Raw genomic sequence first — 21,911 nt, forward strand, 5'->3', positions numbered from 1 at the left:
GTCAGGGCACCCGATAGAATGGATTGGGAAGAAGAAAACCGCGATCGGCATGACCGCCTGCCAGATCGGAGGGCTGATCACCGATATTGGCGATGATGTGGTAGCCCTTTTGTTCAATCTCGCTTCGGGCCGCTGCCTTGTAGTCGGAGGCTGATGGCGTATGGCTGCCCTCGGGCCGGAGCACGAGGCCTGACCGACCGGTATAGCCCGCAGCCTCAAGGTTGCGTGCCGTATCGGCACGCTCATTCTCACTGCGCCCGGTCACGAAAAACACGGACACGCCATGCTGCTGGGCCATACGATAAAGAGCGAGTGTGGAGGGGAATGCCTGCGCCTTGGCGCTCATCTCCCAGGCCATCACACCGCACGGCCCCTTGGGCAGGACATCGCACTGGCCATCATGAAAATAGGCGAAATGATTGGCCTGTATCTCAGGCCAGTTGGAAAGCGATGTCTCGTCGATATCCAGAACAATGGCCGGCCGGCTCACATGCGTGGCACGCAGACGAACCCACTCCGATGCCTCCTCGATCACGGCAGCAAACTCACGATCATAAGCCCCGCTGTCATGATAGGCAGTAGCGGCAATCTCCGCATCACCCACATTGGCCGGTGCCGCCTGGGCAACGCCGGAAACGGCAAACCCGAGCATGGCCGCAAGCCCCAATGCGCGCCCGAAACGATTTGAACACCTGCGAGAAACGGGTCGGACGATAGACGGGAAAATCATGATAGGCGGCGCTCCTGTGAAGCCAAGATACAGTTGCAGCATCTTCACAGTTGCAAAGACGGCTCACAAGACCGTCGTGCCGGGACATGTCCTTGCTTCAAACAATCGCTTTTCATACCCGCCACGTCCTGTATTGAGATCTCGTTCCTTAAGTGAAACAGAACATCTCCTCTTAGTCTATCCCTCTTGTGCACAAACAGCGGGAGGCCTATTTTATGAATTCCGGTTCAGGTTGCCCAAATATCGTCTCAACTACTTGCAAATACCCCAATACCCGCCTAGACACGGTCGTATACAACGGAGCAGTCAGGAGATAATTTTGGGCGCGCCTCGGGAAATTGCGGTCGTGACCATTCTGGAAGCCGCCGAAAAGATCTTCTCCGAACATGGATTCAGCGGTGCGAGCATTGCCGCTGTGGCTCGGGAAGCTGGAATTCCCAAAGCCAATATTCATTATTATTTCTCCACCAAGGAAACCCTGTATCAGGAAGTGCTTCGGCGCACCGTACAGGAATGGCTCCAGGAATGCGAAATCTGGCTCCGCCCCGAGAATACAGCGTCTACGGCCCTACGTGCCTATATCGGCTCCAAGCTCGCCTTTTCGCGCGCCAATCCGCATGCTTCACGCCTTTTCGCACACGAAATCATCGGGGGCGCGCGCTATCTGCATGATTACCTCTTGACAACCCTGCGTGAGGCGGTTGCGCCTTTCGGCGAAACGTTCAGGGTGTGGATGGCGCGAGACGAGATTCCACAGGTCGACCCGACGCATTTCCTGTTCTGTCTCTGGGCCATGACACAATGGTATGCAGATATGCAGCCTCAGGTAACCGCCCTGCTTGGCAAGGAAACGCTCGAAGAAAGCGATTTTCATGCTGCGGCGGAAACAATCCTGGCCCTCGTTCTTGCCCGGAAGGACATAGCGGCCTGAGGCTCACCAAACGGAGAGGGTCTATCCGATAGTCTACCCTCGGGCCGCTGAGGGTACACGGACAAGCAGAACAATCAGGATAGCGACAACGGCGAGTGCGGCACCACTCATCGAAACAGCGCCATAGCCCAGCCCCTGATACAGGACCGCACCGCCCAGCCAGGCACCAAGCGCGTTGCCAAGGTTGAAGGCGCCGATATTGACTGACGACGCCAGAGCCGGGGCGCGTTGTGCCGCCTGCATCGTGCGCATCTGCAACGCCGGCATGATGGCGAAAGAGGCCGCACTCCAGACCAGAATACCGAGTATGGCACCAATCGGCGTTACCGCAATGAACGGGTAGATCAGCATGATGCCACCCAGCACGGGCAGCATCAGCAACAGGGCAAAACGCGTGGAGCGATCGGCCAGACGACCACCAAGCGCTGCGCCAATGCTGAAACCGACGCCGATCGTCATGAGCGCGAGGGTGACGAGTCCCTCACCGGCATGGGTGATGCTGTGCAGGAAGGGGGCGATATAGGTGTAGAGAACGAACATGATCCCTGCACCAAGGGTGGTGACTGCGAGGGCTAACAACACCTCACCGCCCGCGAGAACACGCAATTCGCCAAGGATATCCGGGCTTGGATTACTGCCACGTCGTGGCAGGGCAAGACTGAGGGCGAGCACGGCCAGGGCGCCGAGCAGCGCCGTCACCAGAAAGGCGCTACGCCACCCCATGGTGTCGCCCAGCCAGGTTGCCGCAGGTACGCCGAAGATATTTGCGATGGTCAGCCCCATGAACATCGACGCCACCGCCGAGGCACGACGCTCGGGCGCCACGACACTTGAGGCCTCAACAGCCCCGAGGCCGAAAAACGCCCCGTGTGACAGGCTGGTGATCACTCGCCAGATCATCAGAACGGCATAGCTGTGGCTGAGCCCGGCACCGAGGTTGCCGATAATGTAAAGCCCCATCAGCCCGACTAGGGCGGCCTTGCGCGATACGGCCCCCAGCAGCAGCGTCATGACGGGCGCCCCCAACATGACACCAAAGGCATAGGCACTTACGAGCGACCCGGCCTTGGGCACGCTGATGTGAAGATCCTGGGCGATGACCGGTAACAACCCCATAGGGGTGAACTCGGTTGTGCCTATGGCAAAAGCCCCCACTGCCAGCGCGAGCAGCGCCCCTCGAGCCGAACCCATCTTACCCCCTGCCGAATTAAAGCTTGCGCAAGTTCTTCTTACTTTCCAGATCCTGCGCCCCGTGCCACGATTTTCTCCTGATGTTTCCACAAGGAGCCGGATCGAGACAATGACCACACCATTTGCCGACAGCAACCACGACGCCCTCTGGCTGCCCTTCACGGCCAATCGCCAGTTTCGCGATGCCCCGCGCATGCTCGTTTCGGCAAAAGGTATGTATTACCGGGATGATAAAGGCCGCGAAGTCCTGGATGGTTGCGCCGGTCTCTGGTGCGTCAATGCAGGCCACGGGGCACCGCGTATCGTGGAAGCCGTGCAGAAGACGGTCGCGACCCTCGATTTTGCTCCCGCTTTCCAGATGGGCCACCCCCTTGCGTTCGAGGCCGCAGACCGTGTCGCGCGCCTGGCCCCGAATCCGCTCAACCACGTTTTCTTCTGCAATTCCGGCTCGGAAGCAGGCGATACGGCGCTCAAGATCGCCATCGCCTATCATCGCCTCCGTGGCGAAGGCACACGTACCCGCCTGATCGGACGTGAACGCGCCTATCATGGCGTCGGGTTTGGCGGCATTTCGGTCGGCGGCATTTCGGGCAATCGCAAGCTCTATGGTTCGCTGCTGACCGGGGTGGACCATCTGCCCCATACGCTCGATCTGCGTCGCAACGCCTTCTCGCGCGGCCTGCCGGAACATGGTGCGGAACTGGCTGACGATCTGGAGCGCATCGTCGCCCTTCATGACGCCTCGAACATTGCGGCTGTTATCGTCGAGCCGATGGCTGGCTCGACCGGCGTGCTGCCAGCGCCGAAAGGCTATCTCAAACGCCTGCGCGAGATCTGCACCAAGCATGGCATCGTGCTGATTTTCGACGAGGTCATTACCGGCTTCGGTCGTCTGGGCGCGTCTTTCGCCGCCGAGAAATACGGCGTCGTGCCTGACATCATGACGGTCGCCAAAGGTATTACCAATGGCACGATCCCCATGGGTGCCAATATCGTATCCGATGAGATTTTCGACGCGTTCATGCAGGGACCGCGCGAGGCCATCGACCTGCCGCATGGCTACACGTATTCGGCCCACCCCATCGCCTGTGCGGCTGCCATCGCCACGCTCGACACCTATGCAGAGGAGCATTTGTTCGAACGTGCGGCCGCACTCTCGCCGTATTTCGAGGAGGCTGCCCACTCGTTGAAGGATGCGCCCCATGTGGTCGATATCCGCAATGAGGGGCTTGTGGCCGGCATCGAACTTGCCCCCCGCATCGCCAAAACGACACGCGCTTTCGAGGTGTTCGAGCGCGCCTTCCATGAAGGACTGCTGCTGCGCTACACAGGTGACATCCTCGCCATTTCACCGCCGCTGATCATCGAGAAGAACGAGATCGATCGCATCTTCGAGACGATCGGCCGCATTCTCAAGACGATCGAGTGATCAGCTTAAGCCCCGGCGGGTTACGCCGGGGCTTTGATTCCATCGCACGGATTTTTCGATCTCCCGGCAATCCGGTGAGATCGAGCCTGTTTCAGGCGCACAGTGCGACCAGGCGTCGCCGCGGCCCTAGACGTTCAGCCACTTGCCCAGCGCCCCTCAGGGGACAGATCGGGGCGCTCTGTCGAGAACATGGCAGGCATGGTCCTGCAGCTCTTCGCCGGAGGCATGATCATCATCATGCGCCACGTCATCAAGCAACGCATAACCGGTGCCGAGCGGCACGAGGACAAGGGTATGATTTCCCATTTCCTGTTCGGGATGGGCCAAGGAACCTGCAAGTATCCTGAATGGCGAGCCGTTCAGCGTCGAGAGATAGAGGGCGCGGTAACGATGTGCACCCAGCGGGACAGGCAGAAACGACCAGCTTGGCCCGATACGGTCACCGTACCGGTCCAGTGTCGCCCTCACCTCAGGGTCCACGCAATCCAAATGGATGTGTAACTGGTTCTGCGAGCGCCCGCGTGACGAATTGATCGAAAGGGCGAGCAGCCGGTCCGGAACAGGATGCCCATAGGCCGCACCAACGCGTTCACGGAAAGCCCAGGCTTCGGCGAAGTAGTTGGGCGTTTCAGGGCGGAGCAGGACCGTACTTTCCATCCCCGCTACCTTATCCGTGGGAATCAAAAGATATTGCCCACGCCCCTCAAGCGAATGCAGCAGGGCAATACCCCGTGCCTGGTCATAGATCACACAGGGCTTCGTCCCTTTGGAGCACTTCGCGCTGACGAGCTTCCAGAGAATATCCGGATCATGATCCTTGTGGATTACCGTGGCGGCGCGGGAGGCGGGTGCAAGACCGATGCCGAGCGCCGCAACGGCGACACCCACCCGCCACATTACGCGCCTGATGATGCGCGGCAAAGCACGATTTGATCGGGGAGACAGGGATCGATCCCGACTGCCCCTCAGCATGCCCGCGTCGCCGCCGAAAGAGCCATGCTCTGGCCCAGCCGCTCAAGGCGACGCTTGACCCCACCACCCGCAGCAAAGCTGCTCTGCTCGTTATGGCTCAGCCAGAGAATCCCGTCCTCGATCGAGAGGGAGGTATTCTTGAGAAGCGCCGACGTGCCACCGCAGATCGTATAGGCAAGGCGAAGCGCAAAGCCGAGCTGCACGGCGCGGTCGCAATCATCGGGTGAGAGCAGACGCCGCGAGACTTCCATAAGGGGATCGGCCGGGTCGGCCTCGTAGCGGACCGCCAGTGTCAGGGCGACGAAGGCGCGTGACTGGTGGTCGAAACCAACGCCATGCATACGCATGATACGTAGATAGGTCTGGGCTGCGCGATATTCGGGGTGATCGAACGAGCCGATGTCAGACATACGACAGGCCATATCGCGCAATGCGGTTTCGGACGGCGTTTCATGCTGGAACAGCGGCGCTGTCCAGCGCACGAGATCATCGGGCAGCTCCATGCTGCGGCTCAGACGATGCGCGGTCTCATCAGCCAGCGCACGACAGGGGTCGAGTGCAGCAACCTCCTGCCCGACCTTGCGCATATACCAGCCCTCACGCAGGCCATCGACGCTGAAAATGATCTGTGATGGCTGCACGATACGCATCAGACGTCGCAGGACGGTTGCGGAGAACGGGACATCGTCCAGACGCTTGCGCGGAAAGCCGGGTACTTTTTCCAGCATCTTGCGCGGGGTATCGATCAGCCACGTCACCATCTCGCGCGCCTCGTCGGCACCCAGCGTATAGAGATGAACGATATTGAGCGGGTAATGCGTGCGGGCAATCTGCAACCGGGCCAGGGCGCGGAATGCACCGCCAACCAGATAGAGCGGCTTTCCTTTCAGGGCAGGCAGCCATGCCACATCATCAAGATCGGCTTCCACAACCTCACGCGCACGCTTGAGGTCGCCGCCAGAACGGTCAGACAGGCGTATCACCCCCAATGGCTTGGTGCAGGCCTCATGATGCCGCCCCCCTGCCACACGGATCAGTTCAAGCGAGCCACCGCCAATGTCAGCGACAACGCCATCTGCATCCGGCAGACCACAGAGCACGCCGGTCGCAGCGTAATCCGCTTCCTCCTCACCCGAGAGGATACGGATCGGCACATCCGGCATACACTCATGCAGTGTCTCGACAAACTCGTGCCCGTTGCTGGCATCGCGTACCGCAGCCGTCGCCAACACCTCGAAAGGGTGGGCGTCCATCGCGCGTGCGATGGCATTGAAGCGGGTCATGACATCGCGTGCGAGTCTCAGCCCCTCCTCATTCAGGCGACCCGTCTGCTCAAGCCCGCGCCCCAGACGCAGCGTCGCTTTTTCATTGAAGATCGGGATCGGATTGCGGGTGACGCCCTCGAACACGACCAGACGGACCGAATTCGATCCCAGATCGACAATGGCGGCGCGATGATGGCCCTTTGGCGCGTCAGTACCCGTCACTCTACCCTCTTCCTCAATCTTCGCGGATACGTTCGGGCCGCTCACGACGGCCCGCATCCTTATCCTGCGGTTTCTCCCTCGCTGCCGAACCGCGCCCGGAGAGCGATGGGTTATGCATGAAATATTCATGCGCCGAGAAGGGATTAGCCCCCGGAGATACGCGATGCCAATCCCCACGTGAGGAAAGCACCCAGCTTTGAAGTGTGTCACGTAAATCCATGGTCATGATCTGACCCAGGATCTGGGCATGAACGGTCGAATTGAAGATCGGCACCATCGCCTCGACACGACGATCCATGTTTCGTCCCATCCAGTCGGCCGAGGAGATGAAGACCTTCGCCTTGTGCGACGGCATCCGATGGCCATTGCCAAACGCGAAGATACGCGCATGTTCCAGAAACCGACCGACGATCGAACGGATCTCGATATTTTCCGAAAGACCCGGCACACCGGGGCGCAGGCAGCAGATCCCCCGGATGATCCCGACCACCCTCACCCCGGCGCGTGACGCCCGGTAGAGCGCATCGATCAGGGCCGGGTCGACCAGTGAATTCATCTTCAGCCAGATCTTGGCAGGGCGCCCGGCCTTGGCGTGAGCGATCTCCCCCTCGATCAGGTCCATGAGCGTGTCACGCAACGTGATGGGGGCAAAAGCGAGCGCCTCCATATCCACCGGGGTCGCATAACCCGTCATGTAGTTGAACAGCTTGGCCGAATCGCTCGCGAGCTGGGGATCGCAGGTGAAGAAGGAGAGATCCGTATAGATACGCGCCGTGATCGGATGATAATTGCCCGTACCGAAATGGGCGTAGGACCGCAGACCACCAGCTTCTCGCCTGACGACAAGGCTGAGCTTGGCGTGCGTCTTTAGATGGGTGAAGCCGAACACCACCTGGACGCCTGCCGATTCGAGCGACCGCGCGAGGCGTATATTGGCTTCCTCATCAAAGCGCGCGCGCAATTCAACCATCGCCGTGACCGACTTGCCCAGTTCTGCGGCCTCGATCAGCGCCCGCACAATGGGGCTGTCACGCGAGGTGCGATAAAGCGTCTGCTTGATTGCCACCACGTTGGGGTCAAGCGCTGCCTGTTTGAGAAACTGCACCACCACATCGAAGCTCTCGAAGGGATGATGCACCACGATATCCTTGGCGCGGATCGCTGCGAAGCAATCGCCGTCATAATCGCGGATTCGCTCAGGGAAGCGCGGCGTATAGGGTTTGAACAGCAGGTCAGGGCGATCAGATACGATCATCTGCTTGAGATCGACCACACCGATGATATCGGGCTGAACCACCACATCGTCACGTGCCACGTCGAGTTCTTCAGCGAACTCACGCCCCATGCTCTCCGGTATGGAGGCGTCAAGGGCAAGATGGATACCCACACCACGGCGACGCTGCTTGAGCGCTGTCTCGTAGGACAGCACCAGATCCTCGGCTTCGTCCTCGAACTCGACATCCGAGTCGCGGATGATACGCAGCACCCCGCCCTCGGCAATTTCCATTCCGGGAAAAAGACGCGTTATGTGCAGCCGGATGACATCCTCTAGCGCCACAAAGCGCACATCGGGTCGAATATCCGGCTCCTCCTTGTGCGGCGCGGGTAGCCTTATGAATCGGTCGATCTGCTGAGGCAGCAGAATGAGCGCATCCATCGAAAATCCCGGGATTGTCGGGTCATTGAGGCGTAGCGCCAGCGCCATCCCGAGATTCGGAATGAAAGGCATGGGGTGCGAGGGGTCGATGGCGAGCGGCGTCAGAACAGGATAGATCTCGTTCTCGAACTTGGCGGCGATGCTCTCGCGCTCGGCGTCTGTCAGTTCCTCACGCGTGCACAGGCGAAGCCCGGCCTGGGCGAGTTCACCGCGCAAGAGGCGCCAGATGCGCTGCTGTGCCGCAAAGAGCTTTGCCGCGCTGCGGCGCACGCTCGTCAGCTGGCGCGCTGGCGTCAAACCATCAGCCGAGGGGGCGACCAGCCCCTCGCGCACCTGACCGACAAGCCCCGCCACACGCACCGAATAGAATTCATCCAGATTACTGGCGCTGATCGACAGAAAGCGCAGGCGCTCCAGCAACGGGTGGCGGCTGTTTTCTGCCTCCTCAATCACGCGCTGGTTGAAGTCGAGCCAGGATAATTCACGGTTGATGAACCGCGTCGGCGAGGTCACGATTCCGGGGTCGGGAATACGGGCTACGGCACGCGTGGCCCGCGTCGCCCTTGGGGCTTTCGCCCGGGTGGCGCGTGGTGCCTTGGAGGGGGCGGGCCTTGAGTCCTTTTCCGAAGACGACGTCACGCGCTGCGTTTCCTGTTTCTGTCTAATGAGAAGTAACAACATCGGCCCGTGAGCAGCGCGCGTCAAACCCCTTAACCCAATCATCATAAAACGTTCCGGCCCGGTGACGGCCTGAGTGGTCAGGTTCAGCGTTCGCCGGGGGCGGGCTCATCCAGCAGCCCCGACAGGGCCTGTCGTGCAAGGGCCCGCGTGAGTGGCCTGTTATGAGCAAGCCCAGCCTGATCGAGCCGGTCTACCGCGCTCACAATCGCATCGCAGGTGCGCGGCAGATGGTGCATGAGCCAATCGAGAATCGGCTTCGAGACTATCATCTGACGTTCTGCAATCAGGCGCAGAAGCAGGGCAAAACGCAGGGAATCCTCCGGCGACAAAAGCGGCACAACCGTGATAGCCCGCAAACGGCTTGCCAGATCGGGAAGAACGATGGGCAGACGAACAGGCGCGTAACGCGAGGCAATGAGCAGGGTTGTGCGATGCTCACGCGCCAGATTGAGCAGATGCAGCAGGGCACGCTCGGATGTCACACGCTCCAGATGATCAAGCGCCAACGTGGTATGGGCTGTCCCCGCAATCTCCACCACCTGCGCCATATCCAGCGTCGCCGCATCGACAACGCGGGCCTGACGTCTTGCTGCCCAGATGTGCAGAAGATGCGACTTGCCGCAGCTGTCATCACCGCAGAGCAGCAGCCTGCGATCGGGCCAGCCGGTCTGATTCAGCCAGTGGCGGGCCTGGGCGTTGGAGGCCGACGGAATGAAGTGGCGGGCCGCAACACTCGCAGGCGGCCGCAGCGCCAGCGCGAGTTGCGCGGCGGCGTTGCCCGGCGCCAATCCGTCAATTCCCGCTTCTTTGTCCATTCAATAGCCGTTCCGGTCCTTTCCGAGCCGGGTCGGCTCCATTAGAAGGACAGATACTAACGCAACCGGCCAGGTTTTTCGAGCGAGGCGACAGCATGACCGATCCGATTTCCCCTTCAGCAAGCTATCGCGATTCCGGCGTCGATATCGAGGCCGGTGATGCGCTGGTCGAGGCGATCAAGCCCGCAGCAAAATCGACCGACCGGCCGGGCACGATGGGTGGTCTGGGCGGCTTCGGTGCGCTGTTCGACCTCAAGGCCGCTGGTTTCACCGACCCGATCCTTGTCAGCTGCACCGATGGTGTGGGCACAAAGCTCATGGTTGCCATCGAGAGCGGTCAGCATGATACGGTCGGCGTCGATCTGGTGGCCATGTGTGTGAATGATCTCGTGGTGCAGGGCGCTCAGCCGCTTTTCTTCCTTGATTATCTGGCAACCGGCAAACTGGCTGTCGAAGATGCTGCCCGTGTCGTGAAGGGCATTGCACAGGCCTGCCGCGATACGGATTGCGCACTGGTCGGCGGTGAGACTGCCGAAATGCCCGGCATGTATGACTCCGGGCATTATGATCTCGCCGGGTTCAGTGTCGGCGCAGCCGAGCGTTCTGCTCTGCTTCCCGCCGGCATCACCGAAGGCGACACATTGATCGCCCTTCCCTCCACCGGCGTTCATTCCAATGGCTATTCGCTGGTGCGCAGCATCAAGGCCATGAGCGGTCTGCAATGGAACAGCGAAGCCCCCTTCGAGCCGGGCAGTACGCTCGCCGAAGCCCTGCTGCGCCCCACCGCGCTCTATGTGCGAACGGTCATGGCCCTGCATCATGCCGGGTTGCTGCATGGCTGCGCCCACATCACCGGTGGTGGCCTGCCCGGGAACTTGCCCCGTGTCCTGCCTGAGGGTCTGGGCGTACAAATCGAGGCCGATACCTGGCCCGTGCCCCCTGTCTTCCGCTGGCTGGCCACCACGGGCAATGTCGCGCATGACGAGATGCTCAAGGTCTTCAATTGCGGCATCGGCATGGTTCTGATCACGCCCGAACCCGGAAAGGTTCTGGCCATGCTCGAAGCTCGTGGCGAAAAGGGCTATCGCATTGGCGACGTTACCGCCAATGGCCCACGCTATGCATTGGATGGCCAGGTTGATTTCGCCCTGTGAGTGAGGCAATGGCTGTCCATAAAACCCCCATTGCTGTTTTCATCTCAGGGCGTGGCAGCAACATGAATGCCCTGATCGAGGCCTGTGCACGACCTGATTATCCGGCGCGCATTGCCCTTGTGCTGAGCAACAACCCGGATGCACCGGGGCTTGAGACTGCACGAAGCGCAGGCCTCGAAGCTGTTGCGATCGATCACCGCCTTTTCCCGAAAGATCGTGCGGGACACGAGAAGGCCATTGAAGCCTGTCTCGAAAAGGCAGGAATCGAGGTGATCTGCCTTGCGGGCTACATGCGTGTGCTCACCCCTTATCTCGTCGGGCGATGGGCTGGCCGCATGCTCAACATCCATCCGAGCCTGCTGCCGGCCTATCCCGGTCTGGATACGCACGAGCGCGCCCTGGCGGCGGGTGATACCCGTCATGGCTGCACGGTCCATCTGGTCACTGATGGCGTGGATGAAGGCCCGGTACTAGGCCAGGCCGAGGTGCCGGTTCTGCCGGGCGATACACCCTCCACCCTTGCGGCACGCGTTCTGGAGCAGGAGCATCGCCTCTACCCCGAGGCGCTCGCAGCGTTTCTGAGAGCCCGATAAAGCGCCCTCTTGCGACAAAAAAGCCCGGTCACGCCGGGCTTTTTTGTCGCGCATCATAGGTTCGGGGAGCAGGGCGCTCCCTTACCAGAAGCGTGCGGCCAGCACGCTTGTGAGCGTCACAAGGTCAAAGCACAGGAAAGCAGTCATACCCAGCATGGCCCAACGCTGCGTGCTTTCCGACAGGGAAAGCTGGCCTGCCCTTGGCATCAGGGGAAACAACAGAGCCAGAAAGGGCGCAATCGGGAGGAAGTAGCGGCCCTGAACGCCATTGATGATAGGCGCGCCCACCGGAGTCCAGATGACATAAAGCGAGAAATAGACAGCCCCCACAGCAAGCAGCATGGCGACCACTGTGACGAGAGCAGTTCTCCCATTCTGGGCAAGCGCCTTGTTCCTGAACGCCGGATAGGCACAGAAGCATAGCGTTGCGATAATCGTCAGGTAAACAAGACGATAGAACCAGACAGGAAACAGCGTATCGAGCCAGCCAAGTACCCCGATGAACTCATGAATGTTGTGACCGAGATTCACCTTGAGCGTCGTATAGGCGAGCATCGGCAGCGAGAGCGGATGGGTCAGCACCCAATGTACCTGACCGCTATCTGATGTTCCGGTTCCGTCCAGAAACTGCACCTTGGTTGGTGTCATGCCGAAATGCTGCCAGACCAGAAAGGTCACGACGCTCGCCATGAAAGGCGCAACAGAGAGGAGTTTGCGGCGGCCCGGTCCCAACCACTCTCTGCCAGGGAAAAAGCCAAGCGGGATCAGGCTGCAAAGCAGCAAGGGCGGCTTGCTGACGGTCAGTATGGCAAAAAGACAGGTTATGCCGACCCAGAAGCGGATAGAACCGCGATTGAGAGCATCAAGCCGGCTGAGCAGCCCCGCAGTAAGCAAGGCTAAAGCAAAGATCAGGCCATCTTGCGAACAGGAAGCGTTGAGCGCCATCACCATCGGCAGGCTGGCGAGCAACATCAGGTAAAGCACGCCCCGGCGCGCCACTGCGATGCCAAGCGCACAAAGGGCAATGCTTATGACTGCATTGACGACGTGCACCATGATGCTGGTCTGAATAATGGTGGCCCGTGTCAGGCGACCCACGAGCGTAACAAAGGCGCCCGGGAGATAGGTGATAGGGGCATAAATGACGGTATTACCGAATGACGCCCAGCTCCGGTTTCTGTCCCAATGACGTTCGGCAAGCGCCGAGAGTTCATTGAGGTTCACCTTGTTCTCAGCATGAAAACGCAGGTTGTCCAGCAGTTCCGCCTCAGTGGGAAAATTTGCTGGCAGATACCCCCCGGCCTGTCCCGCATCGCGTTTGATACCAACGAACCCACCCTGCGCGATCTGCACAATTCGGGCAAAATGGTTGCGTTCATCAGGCATCTGCCCAGGCGGAATGAGCAGGACGCATGAAAGCGCCATCATGGCCGCGAAAAAGAGGAAGACGCGCACGGGCGAAAGCGCCAGGGCTGATCTCAGAGTGGTAAGCAAGACTCTATCCCCCAGGGGAAAACGCGATGAGTATCCAAAAGCCGCGTAGACGCACTAAGGCTGATGGACGTTGGTGCCGTGAAACGTCAGAGATCAATACAAGGTGGAGCCTGAAGCGCCAGATAAGCCAGACGCTTGTTCTCCTGACGGCCCAGCGCAACGCTGTTCAGAATCATCCCGCAAACCAGTGACAGAGCCGCGAGGAGTTCAAGTCCGGTTGCCAGCACGGCGGAAGGGAGATGCGGCACAGTGTGGGTCTCGATGAAGTCCAGGACCGAACGCAGCCCGATCAGGCCGCCGCATATCGCCAGCACAAGTCCGATGGCCCCGAAGAACAGCAATGGACGTTCCTGCTTGAGCAAGTTGACGATTGTCCCGAGAATGCGGAATCCGTCGCGATAGGTGTTCAGCTTGGAAAATGATCCCTCCGGCCGCTCGATATAACGTGTCGAGACTTCGCCCATCGACATGTTGAGCTGCAAGGTGTGAACCGTGAATTCCGTCTCTGTCTCAAATCCCGACGAAAGCGCCGGGAAGGACTTGACGAAGCGACGACTGAAGACACGATAACCTGAGAGCATGTCAGACTGGCCACGACCAAAAAGACTGACAACCAGTCCGGTCAGAACCTTGTTGCCCAGCACATGTCCGGGACGATAAGCGGCAACAGCTTCATGAACGCGGACACCCATCACGGTATCATGCCCGTTTTCAAGCGCCATGCGCACCATCTGCGGTGCCGCTGCCGCCTCATAGGTGCCGTCCCCATCGATCAGCACATAGAAATCGGCCTCGATATCCGCAAACATACGTCGGATGACATGGCCCTTGCCCTGTAAACGCTCCCGACGGACAATCGCACCAGCTTCCTTTGCCAGCGCGACGGTGCGGTCGCTCGAATTATTGTCATAGACATAGATGCACGCCTCCGGCAGGGCAGCACGCATATCGCGCACCACGCCTCCTATGGTCACCTCCTCATTATAGCAGGGAACAAGAACAGCAACCCGGTAGGCGCCGAGCGGCAGCGCGGATGCTGTGACGATACCTGCCTGATTGGGGTCTGCCTGCATTACTCTCTCTGCGGAACGATCCTGATCTGCGGCTCCTAGCATTTCGGCCCGGGCTAGACCAGATCAAGGCTATGTAACGCCGTTACACAGCCCCTCTCCGCAAGAGGATTACGACTGTCATTGAGGTGCCATATGATCGACCAGTACCTTTCTGAGGCGTGGCAAAAGGAGGGCCGGATCACATTCCCAGAGTGCCGGGCTGATCAACTCCAGTGACCAGGGGCCGTCATAGCCACTGCGCCTTACGGCTGCGCACCACCCCGGCAGATCAATCTCCCCCTCCCCCGGCAGACAGTCACGCAGTACGGTCTCATCCCAGGCCTCATCAGCCCGAGGGAGACGCCCGTCGCAGAAATGCACACCGAAGATACGTGCAGGATCGAAAGCGGCGAGGTCCGCAGACCAGGCACCCGAGCCGTAAAAATGCCAGAAGTCGACAACCACCCCCACATTGGCGGCTCCTACACGAGCAATAACCTCTCTTGCCTGGGTCAAGGTCCGGAAACGGGTGAAGGCCGGTAACTCGATCATATATCACACACCCCAATCGGCGCCGATCGCGGCAATTGAAGCGATACTCTGCACCATGACATCCATGAGCGCAGGCTCTGCCAGATGATCGGCACCGTTGCGCGGGAGGACTATGACTGTTGGTGCGCCCAGATCATGCGCCTCGCGCGTGATCTTTACCGCTTCCTCCATCAGGGCTGCGCGCCCTGGCGCATCGTGACGCTCGATGTGATCGAGCGCGCTCACGTGGCTTATGCCCATCCCGGCATCGTGTACCATGCCTCGCACGGTATCGATGGTACCGCCGCAGGAAAGATAACGGGCAAGCTTCGGATAGAAGATTTCCATATCGTCACCCCCCGCCTCATGCGAGAGGCGGATATCCGTCAATAAATTCGAGTGAAAACTCTTAATACCGTGCAATGCGGTGCGCATGACGACCATCTCCTCCTGACAAATCAGTCGTCCTCACCGGGCAGAAATCTGCCCCGGTGGTTCTGGCCGATCTTGTCCCGGGCGGTGACAGGGTCACCGTCCGGCCTTGATGTGAAACAATCAGAATTCGCATTCGCTTCCGCAGGCGCATGGCCAGGCTCCAGACGTTAACTTAATGTCATCTTTGGGTCGCCCTATCATTCCTCCGTTTCCCTCCCCTGCCTCGCGTCGTCGCTCCTGCGAGACCCATCGCGCGTCTGCAATCGAGACCGCTTTCCCGGCAAACGGAGGTCGCGCATGAAACGGATCCAGTCACTCGTCGGCGTCACGTCCGGGCGCCACGATGTCTCCTATGTACTTCGCATCTGCGCGGTAGCAGCGCTGGGCGGTATTCTCTTGGGCGACGATACCTCCGTCATATCGGGGGCCATCGGGCCGATACGGGCCCATTTCCATCTGAGCGACGCCGCAACTGACTGGGCTGTCTCCAGCGTGATACTGGGCTGCATCATCGGGGCCTTCGGCTCGGGGTGGCTCGCTCGGGCGCCGGATGGCGCTGTTCATCTGCGCCGTCCTGTTTTCCGTGCAATCGATTGGTGCCGCCCTTGCACCTGATTTTACCCAGTTCATCATCTACCGGATTTTAGGTGGGCTGGCTGTTGGCATCGCCTCTGCGGTGTCGCCCATGTACATGTCTGAAGTATCGCCAAAGGACATGCGCGGTCGGGCCTTGTCGATGGAGTAGTTTGCCATCGTTCTGGGCGCGCTGATCGTTTATGTCGTCAATTACCTGATCGCCGCCCGTGCGAGCACGGCCTGGCTTGAGGAAATGCGCTGGCGCTGGATGCTTGGCTCGGAGATTGTTCCGCGCCTCGTCTTTTGCGTGACAATCTTCCTCATTCCGGAATCACCATGCTGGCACGTGATCCGTGGGCACGAGGCCCATGCGCGCTCGCTCATCGCTGAGATACGGGAATCCATGACGCAGCATACCCGCCAGGGGCCTGCACTCATGACGGTGCTGCGCGACCGCCGCGCAAGATGGATCGTCTTTGCGGGCGCCATGGTCGCAGGCCCGCAGCAATTCACCGGCATCAATATTGTTGTCTATTACGCACCGATGCTCCTGAGCACGAACAGCGGCAGCCTTCAGAAAGCCCTGTTCCAGACCATCTGGATTGGGGTGGCCAACATCGTTGGGGGCATGATTGGAGCCTGGATTGTCGATCGCAAGGGGAGACGTCCGCTGATCCTGTGGGGGGTCGCTCGGCATGACCATCGGCCTTCTGGTGTCGTCCGTCGCCCTCTACAGACAGGATGCCGGACTTCTCGCCCTGTTCGGCCTTCTCTTTTACATGCTCATGTTTGGCCTTTCCTGGGGGCCTGTCGCATGGATTCTCGTTTCGGAAATCTTTCCTAACCGTATCCGCTCGATTGGCATGAGCCTCGCCGTCGCTTCAAACTGGGTGATGAATTTCGTGGTGGCGCAAGGCTTTCCCATGCTGGCAGGCAACCATGCCCTGAATGAGGCTTTTCACGGTGCCTTTTCCATGTGGCTTTTTGCGGCGCTCTGCCTCGGGTCGATGGTCTTCGTGTTGCGGTATATCCCCGAGACAAGAGGGGTCTCCCTTGAGAAGATTGAGGAAACCATGATGGCTGGCCCCGCCTACAGAGCGCGCCGCCCGGAGAACAATCCGCTATCCACCAGACGCCCTGTTGATCACACGTGAACCGGGCGTGGTGAAGCCTGATAGAAAAAACAAGCTGACATAGGCGGTGCCACTTCAGATGCCGTCATTACGCCTCCTCACAGTCCCGCGTGCCGGCAGAACTCATTGACGGCACGAGGTGTCGGGAGGAAGCATTTTGGCAAGCGCGAGCGGGCGTAGATCGTTTGGTAGCGCCGCCTGTTCAATCTCGTCGGCCCGACGATATGGCTCAGCATCGCGATACTGACGGGCTCGCAGGTGTCGCGCGCAAACCCTCCTATACGCTGGCCGGGACGTGCACAGCGACGCAGATAACGATACAGGCTGAGGCAGGTTGACGCGTCCAGCAGGATCAACCCGGTCGCTCGTGCCAGACGATCTTCCATGCAGGAGGAGTAATTCCCCTCGATCACCCAGCGGTCATCCGAAATTGCCCGTGCATGATCTGCATGAAACGCATCGAGCGGCCTCAACGTGCTAAAACTGCCATACTGATAACGCAAAAGGTCCAGATGGATTACGGGGAGATCAAACGCCGTGCCCAAACGCAGCGCAAGCGTGGATTTCCCGCTGTTGGACGGGCCGAGTATACAAATGCGCGTTCCCAGTCTGCTCGTTGGATCCATCGGCTTCATACCCCCTGCCTGAATAGGCCCTCCCGCACCGGAGAAGCAGCACCCTGTTGAAGCTCGACCCAAGCGCGCCGCCCTCATATATCGTGCGATAGATCCGCAACCGTGCCACAAGAGCGATGAAACGACTCAGAAAGAGGGACGATCCGTGCAGGAGCAGCACCAAAACCATATGGGGCCACAGGAGTGGTCGCTTCTGCTGGTTCTTGCTCTCCTCTGGGGCGGCTCGTTTTTCTTTTTCAAGATTCTTGTTTCTGCCGTACCACCCTTCACTGTCGTGCTGGGGCGGGTCGGATTGGCGGCCTTGGCGCTCAATCTTCTCTTGATCGTCCGCCGCGCGCCCCTGCCGCTGAATGGTACCCTCTGGTTACGGCTTCTCCTTCTGGGGCTGCTCAATAACGTCATACCTTTCTCGGCCATCGCCTTCGGTGAAACGCGCATCTCCAGCGGTCTGGCAGCAATTCTGAACGCCACGACCCCGGTTTTCACAATTATCGTCGCGCATTTCCTGACCCATGACGAGAAAATGCGTTGGGGAAAGGTTGCCGGGATCGCGCTGGGTTTTTGTGGGGTTGGCACTCTGATCGCGCCTGCCTTGGCTGGGGGCAGGTTTCAAAGCTCGCTTGCCGGGGAACTGGCCTGCCTTGGCGCGGCGCTGAGCTACGGGTTTGGAGGCGTGTACGGACGACAGTTCCGCGGTCTACCGCCTTTGCAGATCGCCACCGGACAACTCACCGCCAGCACGATCCTGATCCTGCCCCTCTCCATGCTGGTTGATCACCCGTGGATGCTTCCTCAGCTTTCGGAAGCCGTATGGGCAGCCTTTGCAGGCATCGCATTGCTCAGTACCGCTGGCGCCTTCATTCTTTATTTCAGACTTCTCGCCACCTCTGGCGCCACGAATCTCTCGCTCGTCACGTTCCTGCTCCCCATCATGGCGCTGATGCTCGGAATGCTTTTTCTGGGCGAGCGACCCGGCTGGTTTGCTCTGGCCGGGCTTTGCCTGATCGGCGCAGGCCTGGCTGCGATCGATGGACGCCTTTTGCGCTTCGTCACAAGACGGGCAACCGCACCTCGGCAACCTTGACGCGCCGCCTCAGATCTCGCTCGCGTCGTCCTGTTCCTGCACATCCCCACCCAAATCATTCTCGGTTGATTAGTCTGACACAGTGAGCCGCAGGGAGATCATGGCCACATGATCCGGCGATTGGCGGGCGAGAAAAAGCCTATGACCAGGGTCGATCCAATGCATGACCTGCATCGGCTCAGGCATAGACGCAAAATTCTCCACATTGACCATGCCGATTTCTGTTACCGCATCGCTTTCGGACAGGATGACACGCACTGGAATCGTCTTCGGCAGCACAACACCTTCTTCGATGACAACAGAATTTTCCTCCTTACGCTTGAGACAAATCACCTGCACGTTTGGGGGAAGGATATAGCAACACTCATCGGTCGACAGTCCGAGCTTGTCCAGCTTTCGGCCATCTTGCGTGTAGATGGAAATATCCGGGTCAACGATCTCTGGCGTTTTTGTTTCTACAGGCGCCGCCCTGGTTGGGAATGGAATGACGTTATCGGAATACAACGAAGAATTTCCGGTATATTCGTCATCTTTATTTATGCTTGTTACTACCATCTAATTCTCTACTTTACGCAATTTCTTTGCGATTATGTAACCCCAATTTTCTTATCACTTCGCCATCCACGTGATTTACCAAATCGGGCGCAGTTTGGCAGATTATTCAGGTTATTGTTCTACAAAGCGTTAATAGCCGCCATCGGCGTCGTGGAAATCGCGGCCGGATAAATGGATGCGTTTCAGCGAGAGAACGACACAGCTCACAGTGCCTGACCTCAGCTTCCAACTCAGTAAAAAGTCAAAAAAAAGGCGGCTGAAAAGCCGCCTTCTCTACCAGCCTTGATGCAGACGGCCCTTACGGGAGGATTTCCGTCTCGGCAAAGAAGAACGAGATTTCGTTCTTTGCATTTTCGAGGCTGTCCGAACCATGCACCGAGTTGGCTTCGATGCTTTCGGCGTAAAGCTTGCGCACGGTGCCTTCGGCAGCCTGTGCCGGATTGGTTGCGCCCATGACTTCGCGATGATGCGCCACGGCGTTGTCACCCTGCAGCACCTGCACGACAACCGGCTCGGAGAGCATGGAAGCAACGAGGCTGCCATAGAACGGACGCTCGGCGTGCACAGCGTAGAAGGCCTTGGCCTGGTCTTCGGTCAGCTTGATGCGCTTCTGGGCGACGATGCGCAGGCCAGCGCCTTCAAACACGGCATTGATCTTGCCGGTCAGGTTGCGGCGGGTTGCGTCGGGCTTGATGATCGAAAGGGTGCGTTCCAGGGCCATTGAGGCATCTCCTGCATTAAAAAAGAAAAGCGGTGGACGCCCTTCCCCTAGAGCAAAACAACACTTCCTGATAGTCCGCTTGGCATCAAAACGCCTCCATATTGCCTGGGAAAACATCGTGAGCCTGCTGACCATCACCGACCTGACCCTGCGCATTGCCGGTCGTGTCCTGCTTGACAATGCCTCACTCAGCATCGACCCGGGGCGCAAGGTCGGTCTGGTCGGTCGGAATGGTGCGGGCAAATCAACGCTGCTTGCCGCGATCTCCGGTGATCTGCACCCCGATGGAGGCACGATACAGCTCTCCAACCGGGCAAGCATGGGGCGCGTCAAGCAGGAGACACCAGAGGGTGATGCCTCCCTGATCGATACGGTTCTGGCCGGTGATCTCGAACGTGCGCGCCTGCTGCACGAGGCGGAAGCGGCCCATGATCCGTCGCGTCTCGCCGACATCCATGAGCGTCTGCTTGTCATTGATGCGCATACAGCCCCCGCACGCGCGGCAAGCATCCTGTCGGGGTTGGGTTTCGACCATGCAGCCCAGCAGCGCCCGGTATCGTCATTCTCTGGTGGCTGGCGCATGCGCGTGGCGCTGGCCACAGCCCTGTTCCTGAACCCCGATCTGCTGTTGCTGGACGAGCCCACGAACCATCTCGATATCGAGGCGACAATCTGGCTCGAAAACTGGCTCAAGACCTTCTCGGGTGCAGCCATCGTCGTGAGCCATGATCGCTCCCTGCTCGATAGCGTGGTCGATTCCATTGCGCATCTGGACAAGGGCAAGCTGAGCCTCACCCCTGGCGGGTATAACGAATTCATCCGCATACGCACCGAGCAGGCCCTGCAGCAGAACAGGGCAGCTGAACGCCTTGCTGCGCAACGCGCACATATGCAGTCTTTCGTCGATCGCTTCCGGGCCAAGGCCACCAAGGCCCGACAGGCTCAGGCCCGCCTCAAGGCACTGGCGCGTCTGCCCCAGATCGACTCTGTTGTGGAGGACAGTCCCACCCGCTTTGCCTTCCCGGAGCCCACGCCTCTTCCCCCGCCCATGCTGTCGCTGGAAAATGTCAGCGTTGGCTATGACGGGCGCGCTGTCTTGTCCAACCTGTCCTGCCGCCTCGATCTTGATGATCGCATCGCGCTTCTGGGCCAGAACGGCAAGGGCAAATCAACCTTCGCCAAATTGCTGGCAGGGCGTCTCGACCCCATTTCAGGCCGCGTCAACCATTCGCCGAGGCTTCGCATCGGCTATTTCGCCCAGCATCAGGGTGACGAGCTCGTGCTGGGCGATACACCCATCGACCATATGAGCCGCGCCATGCCTGATGCGACGCCCGTCGCCGTGCGGGCACAGCTCGACCGGTTCGGCCTCGATGCCGGCAAGGCCGAGTCCCGGGTGGGTGACCTCTCCGGCGGTGAGAAAGCCCGCCTCCTCCTTGCCCTCGCCACGCGCAACGCCCCTCACCTCCTGCTGTTGGACGAACCGACCAACCATCTGGATCTTGATGCACGCGACGCACTGATTCGCGCCCTTTGCGATTTTGAAGGCGCTGTCGTGTTGATCAGCCATGACTCTCATCTGGTGGAATCCGTGGCCGATCGTCTCTGGCTTGTGGATGAGGGAACGATCACGCCGTTCGATGACGATATGGACGGCTATCGCAGCTGGCTGATCGAACGGGCACGCAAGGCCGCCAGCGACAACCGGGTGGAGAGCGAACCGGACAGCGCCGGCAGGAAGGATCAGCGCCGCGACCGTGCGGAACAGCGAAAGGCTCTGGCGCCCCTGCGCAAGGAAGCAAAAGCCGCCGAGCATTTGCTGGAGCAGCTTGGCAAGGAGCGTCAGAAAATCGAGACGCGCCTGGCCGATCCGGCACTTTATGCAAAAAGCGATACAGCTGAAATCACGAAGTTGAACACAAGACTGGCCGCGTTGCGCCTTGAGGAGCAGGCCGCGGAGGAACGCTGGCTGGCCGCAGAAGCCGAAATCGACCAGGCGAACCGGAGCTAGGGCTCTCCGTTACATCGAGACAGATTTTTGAAAACAAGAGAGAC

21 protein-coding genes and 1 pseudogene are annotated in these 21,911 nt (G+C 59.6%); 9 read left to right on the forward strand and 13 right to left on the reverse strand.

The annotated features are described in order from the left end of the window. Nucleotide 1 precedes the first annotated feature (1 nt). Nucleotides 2-730, reverse strand: a complete 729-nt coding sequence (locus tag ACWNRM_RS00310; RefSeq protein WP_485168972.1) for an HAD family acid phosphatase — start codon at nt 728-730, stop codon at nt 2-4. 319 nt (nt 731-1,049) lie between these two features. Between ACWNRM_RS00310 and ACWNRM_RS00315 the strand changes: the two genes are divergently transcribed. Further along, the gene (locus tag ACWNRM_RS00315) at nt 1,050-1,661 is read left to right on the forward strand and encodes a TetR family transcriptional regulator C-terminal domain-containing protein (protein WP_485168973.1); all 612 of its coding nucleotides are present in this window, start codon (nt 1,050-1,052) and stop codon (nt 1,659-1,661) included. Nucleotides 1,662-1,694: 33 nt separating this feature from the next. Here the strand turns inward: ACWNRM_RS00315 and ACWNRM_RS00320 are convergent, their stop codons facing one another. Further along, on the reverse strand, nt 1,695-2,852 hold the full coding sequence (locus ACWNRM_RS00320) for an MFS transporter (RefSeq protein ID WP_485168974.1): 1,158 nt from the start codon (nt 2,850-2,852) through the stop codon (nt 1,695-1,697). Nucleotides 2,853-2,961: 109 nt separating this feature from the next. On the opposite strand from ACWNRM_RS00320, the gene aptA reads away from it, so the two are divergent. Beyond that, on the forward strand, nt 2,962-4,281 hold the full coding sequence (aptA, locus tag ACWNRM_RS00325; protein ID WP_485168975.1) for an omega-aminotransferase AptA: 1,320 nt from the start codon (nt 2,962-2,964) through the stop codon (nt 4,279-4,281). A gap of 156 nt (nt 4,282-4,437) precedes the next feature. On the opposite strand, the gene ACWNRM_RS00330 is transcribed toward aptA, so the two are convergent. The 4 genes from ACWNRM_RS00330 to ACWNRM_RS00345 form a co-directional block, all read right to left on the reverse strand. Continuing rightward, nucleotides 4,438-5,178, reverse strand: coding sequence for a CDP-diacylglycerol diphosphatase (locus ACWNRM_RS00330; protein ID WP_485172127.1), 741 nt, complete (start codon nt 5,176-5,178; stop codon nt 4,438-4,440). Between the two features lie 68 nt (nt 5,179-5,246). Then, on the reverse strand, nt 5,247-6,797 hold the full coding sequence (locus ACWNRM_RS00335; protein WP_485172128.1) for a Ppx/GppA phosphatase family protein: 1,551 nt from the start codon (nt 6,795-6,797) through the stop codon (nt 5,247-5,249). Next, entirely contained in the window at nt 6,754-9,078 is a 2,325-nt protein-coding gene (locus tag ACWNRM_RS00340) for an RNA degradosome polyphosphate kinase (RefSeq protein ID WP_485168978.1), read from the reverse strand. The genes ACWNRM_RS00335 and ACWNRM_RS00340 overlap by 44 nt, the downstream gene beginning before the upstream one ends. A gap of 83 nt (nt 9,079-9,161) precedes the next feature. Further along, nucleotides 9,162-9,893: a DnaA/Hda family protein gene (locus tag ACWNRM_RS00345; RefSeq protein ID WP_485168979.1), complete on the reverse strand. Its 732-nt coding sequence runs from the start codon at nt 9,891-9,893 to the stop codon at nt 9,162-9,164. A 95-nt stretch (nt 9,894-9,988) separates the two neighbouring features. Here ACWNRM_RS00345 and purM point away from each other — a divergent pair, with 95 nt between their 5' ends. Together purM and purN are read left to right on the forward strand one after the other, a co-directional pair. After that, nucleotides 9,989-11,047: a phosphoribosylformylglycinamidine cyclo-ligase gene (gene purM, locus ACWNRM_RS00350; RefSeq protein WP_485168980.1), complete on the forward strand. Its 1,059-nt coding sequence runs from the start codon at nt 9,989-9,991 to the stop codon at nt 11,045-11,047. Nucleotides 11,048-11,055: 8 nt separating this feature from the next. Then, nucleotides 11,056-11,640 (forward strand): phosphoribosylglycinamide formyltransferase, encoded by a 585-nt coding sequence (gene purN / locus ACWNRM_RS00355; RefSeq protein ID WP_485168981.1) that lies wholly within the window; start codon nt 11,056-11,058, stop codon nt 11,638-11,640. A gap of 81 nt (nt 11,641-11,721) precedes the next feature. Here the strand turns inward: purN and ACWNRM_RS00360 are convergent, their stop codons facing one another. The 4 genes from ACWNRM_RS00360 to ACWNRM_RS00375 all read right to left on the reverse strand — a co-directional run bounded on the left by ACWNRM_RS00360 (nt 11,722) and on the right by ACWNRM_RS00375 (nt 15,152). Further along, complete coding sequence (locus ACWNRM_RS00360) at nt 11,722-13,134, reverse strand: DUF2142 domain-containing protein (protein ID WP_485168982.1); 1,413 nt, start codon at nt 13,132-13,134, stop codon at nt 11,722-11,724. Between the two features lie 86 nt (nt 13,135-13,220). Next, complete coding sequence (locus tag ACWNRM_RS00365) at nt 13,221-14,207, reverse strand: glycosyltransferase (protein WP_485172129.1); 987 nt, start codon at nt 14,205-14,207, stop codon at nt 13,221-13,223. Nucleotides 14,208-14,324: 117 nt separating this feature from the next. Continuing rightward, a complete protein-coding gene (locus tag ACWNRM_RS00370) occupies nt 14,325-14,738 on the reverse strand; it encodes a sugar phosphate isomerase/epimerase family protein (protein WP_485172130.1) in 414 nt (137 codons plus the stop codon). A gap of 3 nt (nt 14,739-14,741) precedes the next feature. Further along, nucleotides 14,742-15,152, reverse strand: coding sequence for a hypothetical protein (locus ACWNRM_RS00375; RefSeq protein ID WP_485168985.1), 411 nt, complete (start codon nt 15,150-15,152; stop codon nt 14,742-14,744). A gap of 297 nt (nt 15,153-15,449) precedes the next feature. Here ACWNRM_RS00375 and ACWNRM_RS00380 point away from each other — a divergent pair, with 297 nt between their 5' ends. The 3 genes and pseudogenes from ACWNRM_RS00380 to ACWNRM_RS00390 all read left to right on the forward strand — a co-directional run bounded on the left by ACWNRM_RS00380 (nt 15,450) and on the right by ACWNRM_RS00390 (nt 16,882). Beyond that, nucleotides 15,450-15,767, forward strand: a complete 318-nt coding sequence (locus ACWNRM_RS00380) for an MFS transporter (protein WP_485168986.1) — start codon at nt 15,450-15,452, stop codon at nt 15,765-15,767. Next, a pseudogene (locus tag ACWNRM_RS00385) lies at nt 15,703-16,350 on the forward strand (MFS transporter); the annotation flags it as partial. The gene ACWNRM_RS00380 and the pseudogene ACWNRM_RS00385, both read left to right, overlap by 65 nt. Before the next feature lie 73 nt (nt 16,351-16,423). After that, nucleotides 16,424-16,882 carry an MFS transporter gene (locus ACWNRM_RS00390; protein ID WP_485168987.1) on the forward strand — a complete coding sequence of 153 codons (459 nt, stop codon included), beginning with the start codon at nt 16,424-16,426 and terminating at the stop codon, nt 16,880-16,882. A gap of 77 nt (nt 16,883-16,959) precedes the next feature. Here ACWNRM_RS00390 and ACWNRM_RS00395 read toward each other — a convergent pair whose 3' ends face one another. Next, nucleotides 16,960-17,496 (reverse strand): P-loop NTPase family protein, encoded by a 537-nt coding sequence (locus ACWNRM_RS00395; RefSeq protein WP_485172131.1) that lies wholly within the window; start codon nt 17,494-17,496, stop codon nt 16,960-16,962. 145 nt (nt 17,497-17,641) lie between these two features. Here ACWNRM_RS00395 and ACWNRM_RS00400 point away from each other — a divergent pair, with 145 nt between their 5' ends. Beyond that, complete coding sequence (locus ACWNRM_RS00400) at nt 17,642-18,580, forward strand: DMT family transporter (RefSeq protein ID WP_485168989.1); 939 nt, start codon at nt 17,642-17,644, stop codon at nt 18,578-18,580. 69 nt (nt 18,581-18,649) lie between these two features. Here ACWNRM_RS00400 and ACWNRM_RS00405 read toward each other — a convergent pair whose 3' ends face one another. Both ACWNRM_RS00405 and ndk read right to left on the reverse strand, forming a co-directional pair. Then, nucleotides 18,650-19,135, reverse strand: a complete 486-nt coding sequence (locus ACWNRM_RS00405; RefSeq protein ID WP_485168990.1) for a hypothetical protein — start codon at nt 19,133-19,135, stop codon at nt 18,650-18,652. Nucleotides 19,136-19,433: 298 nt separating this feature from the next. Beyond that, entirely contained in the window at nt 19,434-19,856 is a 423-nt protein-coding gene (gene ndk / locus ACWNRM_RS00410) for a nucleoside-diphosphate kinase (RefSeq protein WP_023978403.1), read from the reverse strand. Between the two features lie 118 nt (nt 19,857-19,974). Here ndk and ACWNRM_RS00415 point away from each other — a divergent pair, with 118 nt between their 5' ends. After that, nucleotides 19,975-21,867, forward strand: coding sequence for an ABC-F family ATP-binding cassette domain-containing protein (locus ACWNRM_RS00415; protein ID WP_485169298.1), 1,893 nt, complete (start codon nt 19,975-19,977; stop codon nt 21,865-21,867). Nucleotides 21,868-21,911: the final 44 nt, after the last annotated feature.

The sequence above is a fragment of the Asaia sp. A2 genome, assembly GCF_057319415.1.

Bases quoted from the DNA above. Each gene is read 5' to 3' on its own strand.
- ACWNRM_RS00310 (WP_485168972.1), bottom strand. From the start codon at position 730: ATGATTTTCCCGTCTATCGTCCGACCCGTTTCTCGCAGGTGTTCAAAT.
- ACWNRM_RS00320 (WP_485168974.1), bottom strand. From the start codon at position 2,852: ATGGGTTCGGCTCGAGGGGCGCTGCTCGCGCTGGCAGTGGGGGCTTTT.
- aptA (WP_485168975.1), top strand. From the start codon at position 2,962: ATGACCACACCATTTGCCGACAGCAACCACGACGCCCTCTGGCTGCCC.
- ACWNRM_RS00330 (WP_485172127.1), bottom strand. From the start codon at position 5,178: ATGTGGCGGGTGGGTGTCGCCGTTGCGGCGCTCGGCATCGGTCTTGCA.
- ACWNRM_RS00335 (WP_485172128.1), bottom strand. From the start codon at position 6,797: ATGCGGGCCGTCGTGAGCGGCCCGAACGTATCCGCGAAGATTGAGGAA.
- ACWNRM_RS00340 (WP_485168978.1), bottom strand. From the start codon at position 9,078: ATGTTGTTACTTCTCATTAGACAGAAACAGGAAACGCAGCGCGTGACG.
- ACWNRM_RS00345 (WP_485168979.1), bottom strand. From the start codon at position 9,893: ATGGACAAAGAAGCGGGAATTGACGGATTGGCGCCGGGCAACGCCGCC.
- purM (WP_485168980.1), top strand. From the start codon at position 9,989: ATGACCGATCCGATTTCCCCTTCAGCAAGCTATCGCGATTCCGGCGTC.
- purN (WP_485168981.1), top strand. From the start codon at position 11,056: ATGGCTGTCCATAAAACCCCCATTGCTGTTTTCATCTCAGGGCGTGGC.
- ACWNRM_RS00365 (WP_485172129.1), bottom strand. From the start codon at position 14,207: ATGCAGGCAGACCCCAATCAGGCAGGTATCGTCACAGCATCCGCGCTG.
- ACWNRM_RS00370 (WP_485172130.1), bottom strand. From the start codon at position 14,738: ATGATCGAGTTACCGGCCTTCACCCGTTTCCGGACCTTGACCCAGGCA.
- ACWNRM_RS00375 (WP_485168985.1), bottom strand. From the start codon at position 15,152: ATGCGCACCGCATTGCACGGTATTAAGAGTTTTCACTCGAATTTATTG.
- ACWNRM_RS00380 (WP_485168986.1), top strand. From the start codon at position 15,450: ATGAAACGGATCCAGTCACTCGTCGGCGTCACGTCCGGGCGCCACGAT.
- ACWNRM_RS00390 (WP_485168987.1), top strand. From the start codon at position 16,424: ATGACCATCGGCCTTCTGGTGTCGTCCGTCGCCCTCTACAGACAGGAT.
- ACWNRM_RS00395 (WP_485172131.1), bottom strand. From the start codon at position 17,496: ATGAAGCCGATGGATCCAACGAGCAGACTGGGAACGCGCATTTGTATA.
- ACWNRM_RS00405 (WP_485168990.1), bottom strand. From the start codon at position 19,135: ATGGTAGTAACAAGCATAAATAAAGATGACGAATATACCGGAAATTCT.
- ndk (WP_023978403.1), bottom strand. From the start codon at position 19,856: ATGGCCCTGGAACGCACCCTTTCGATCATCAAGCCCGACGCAACCCGC.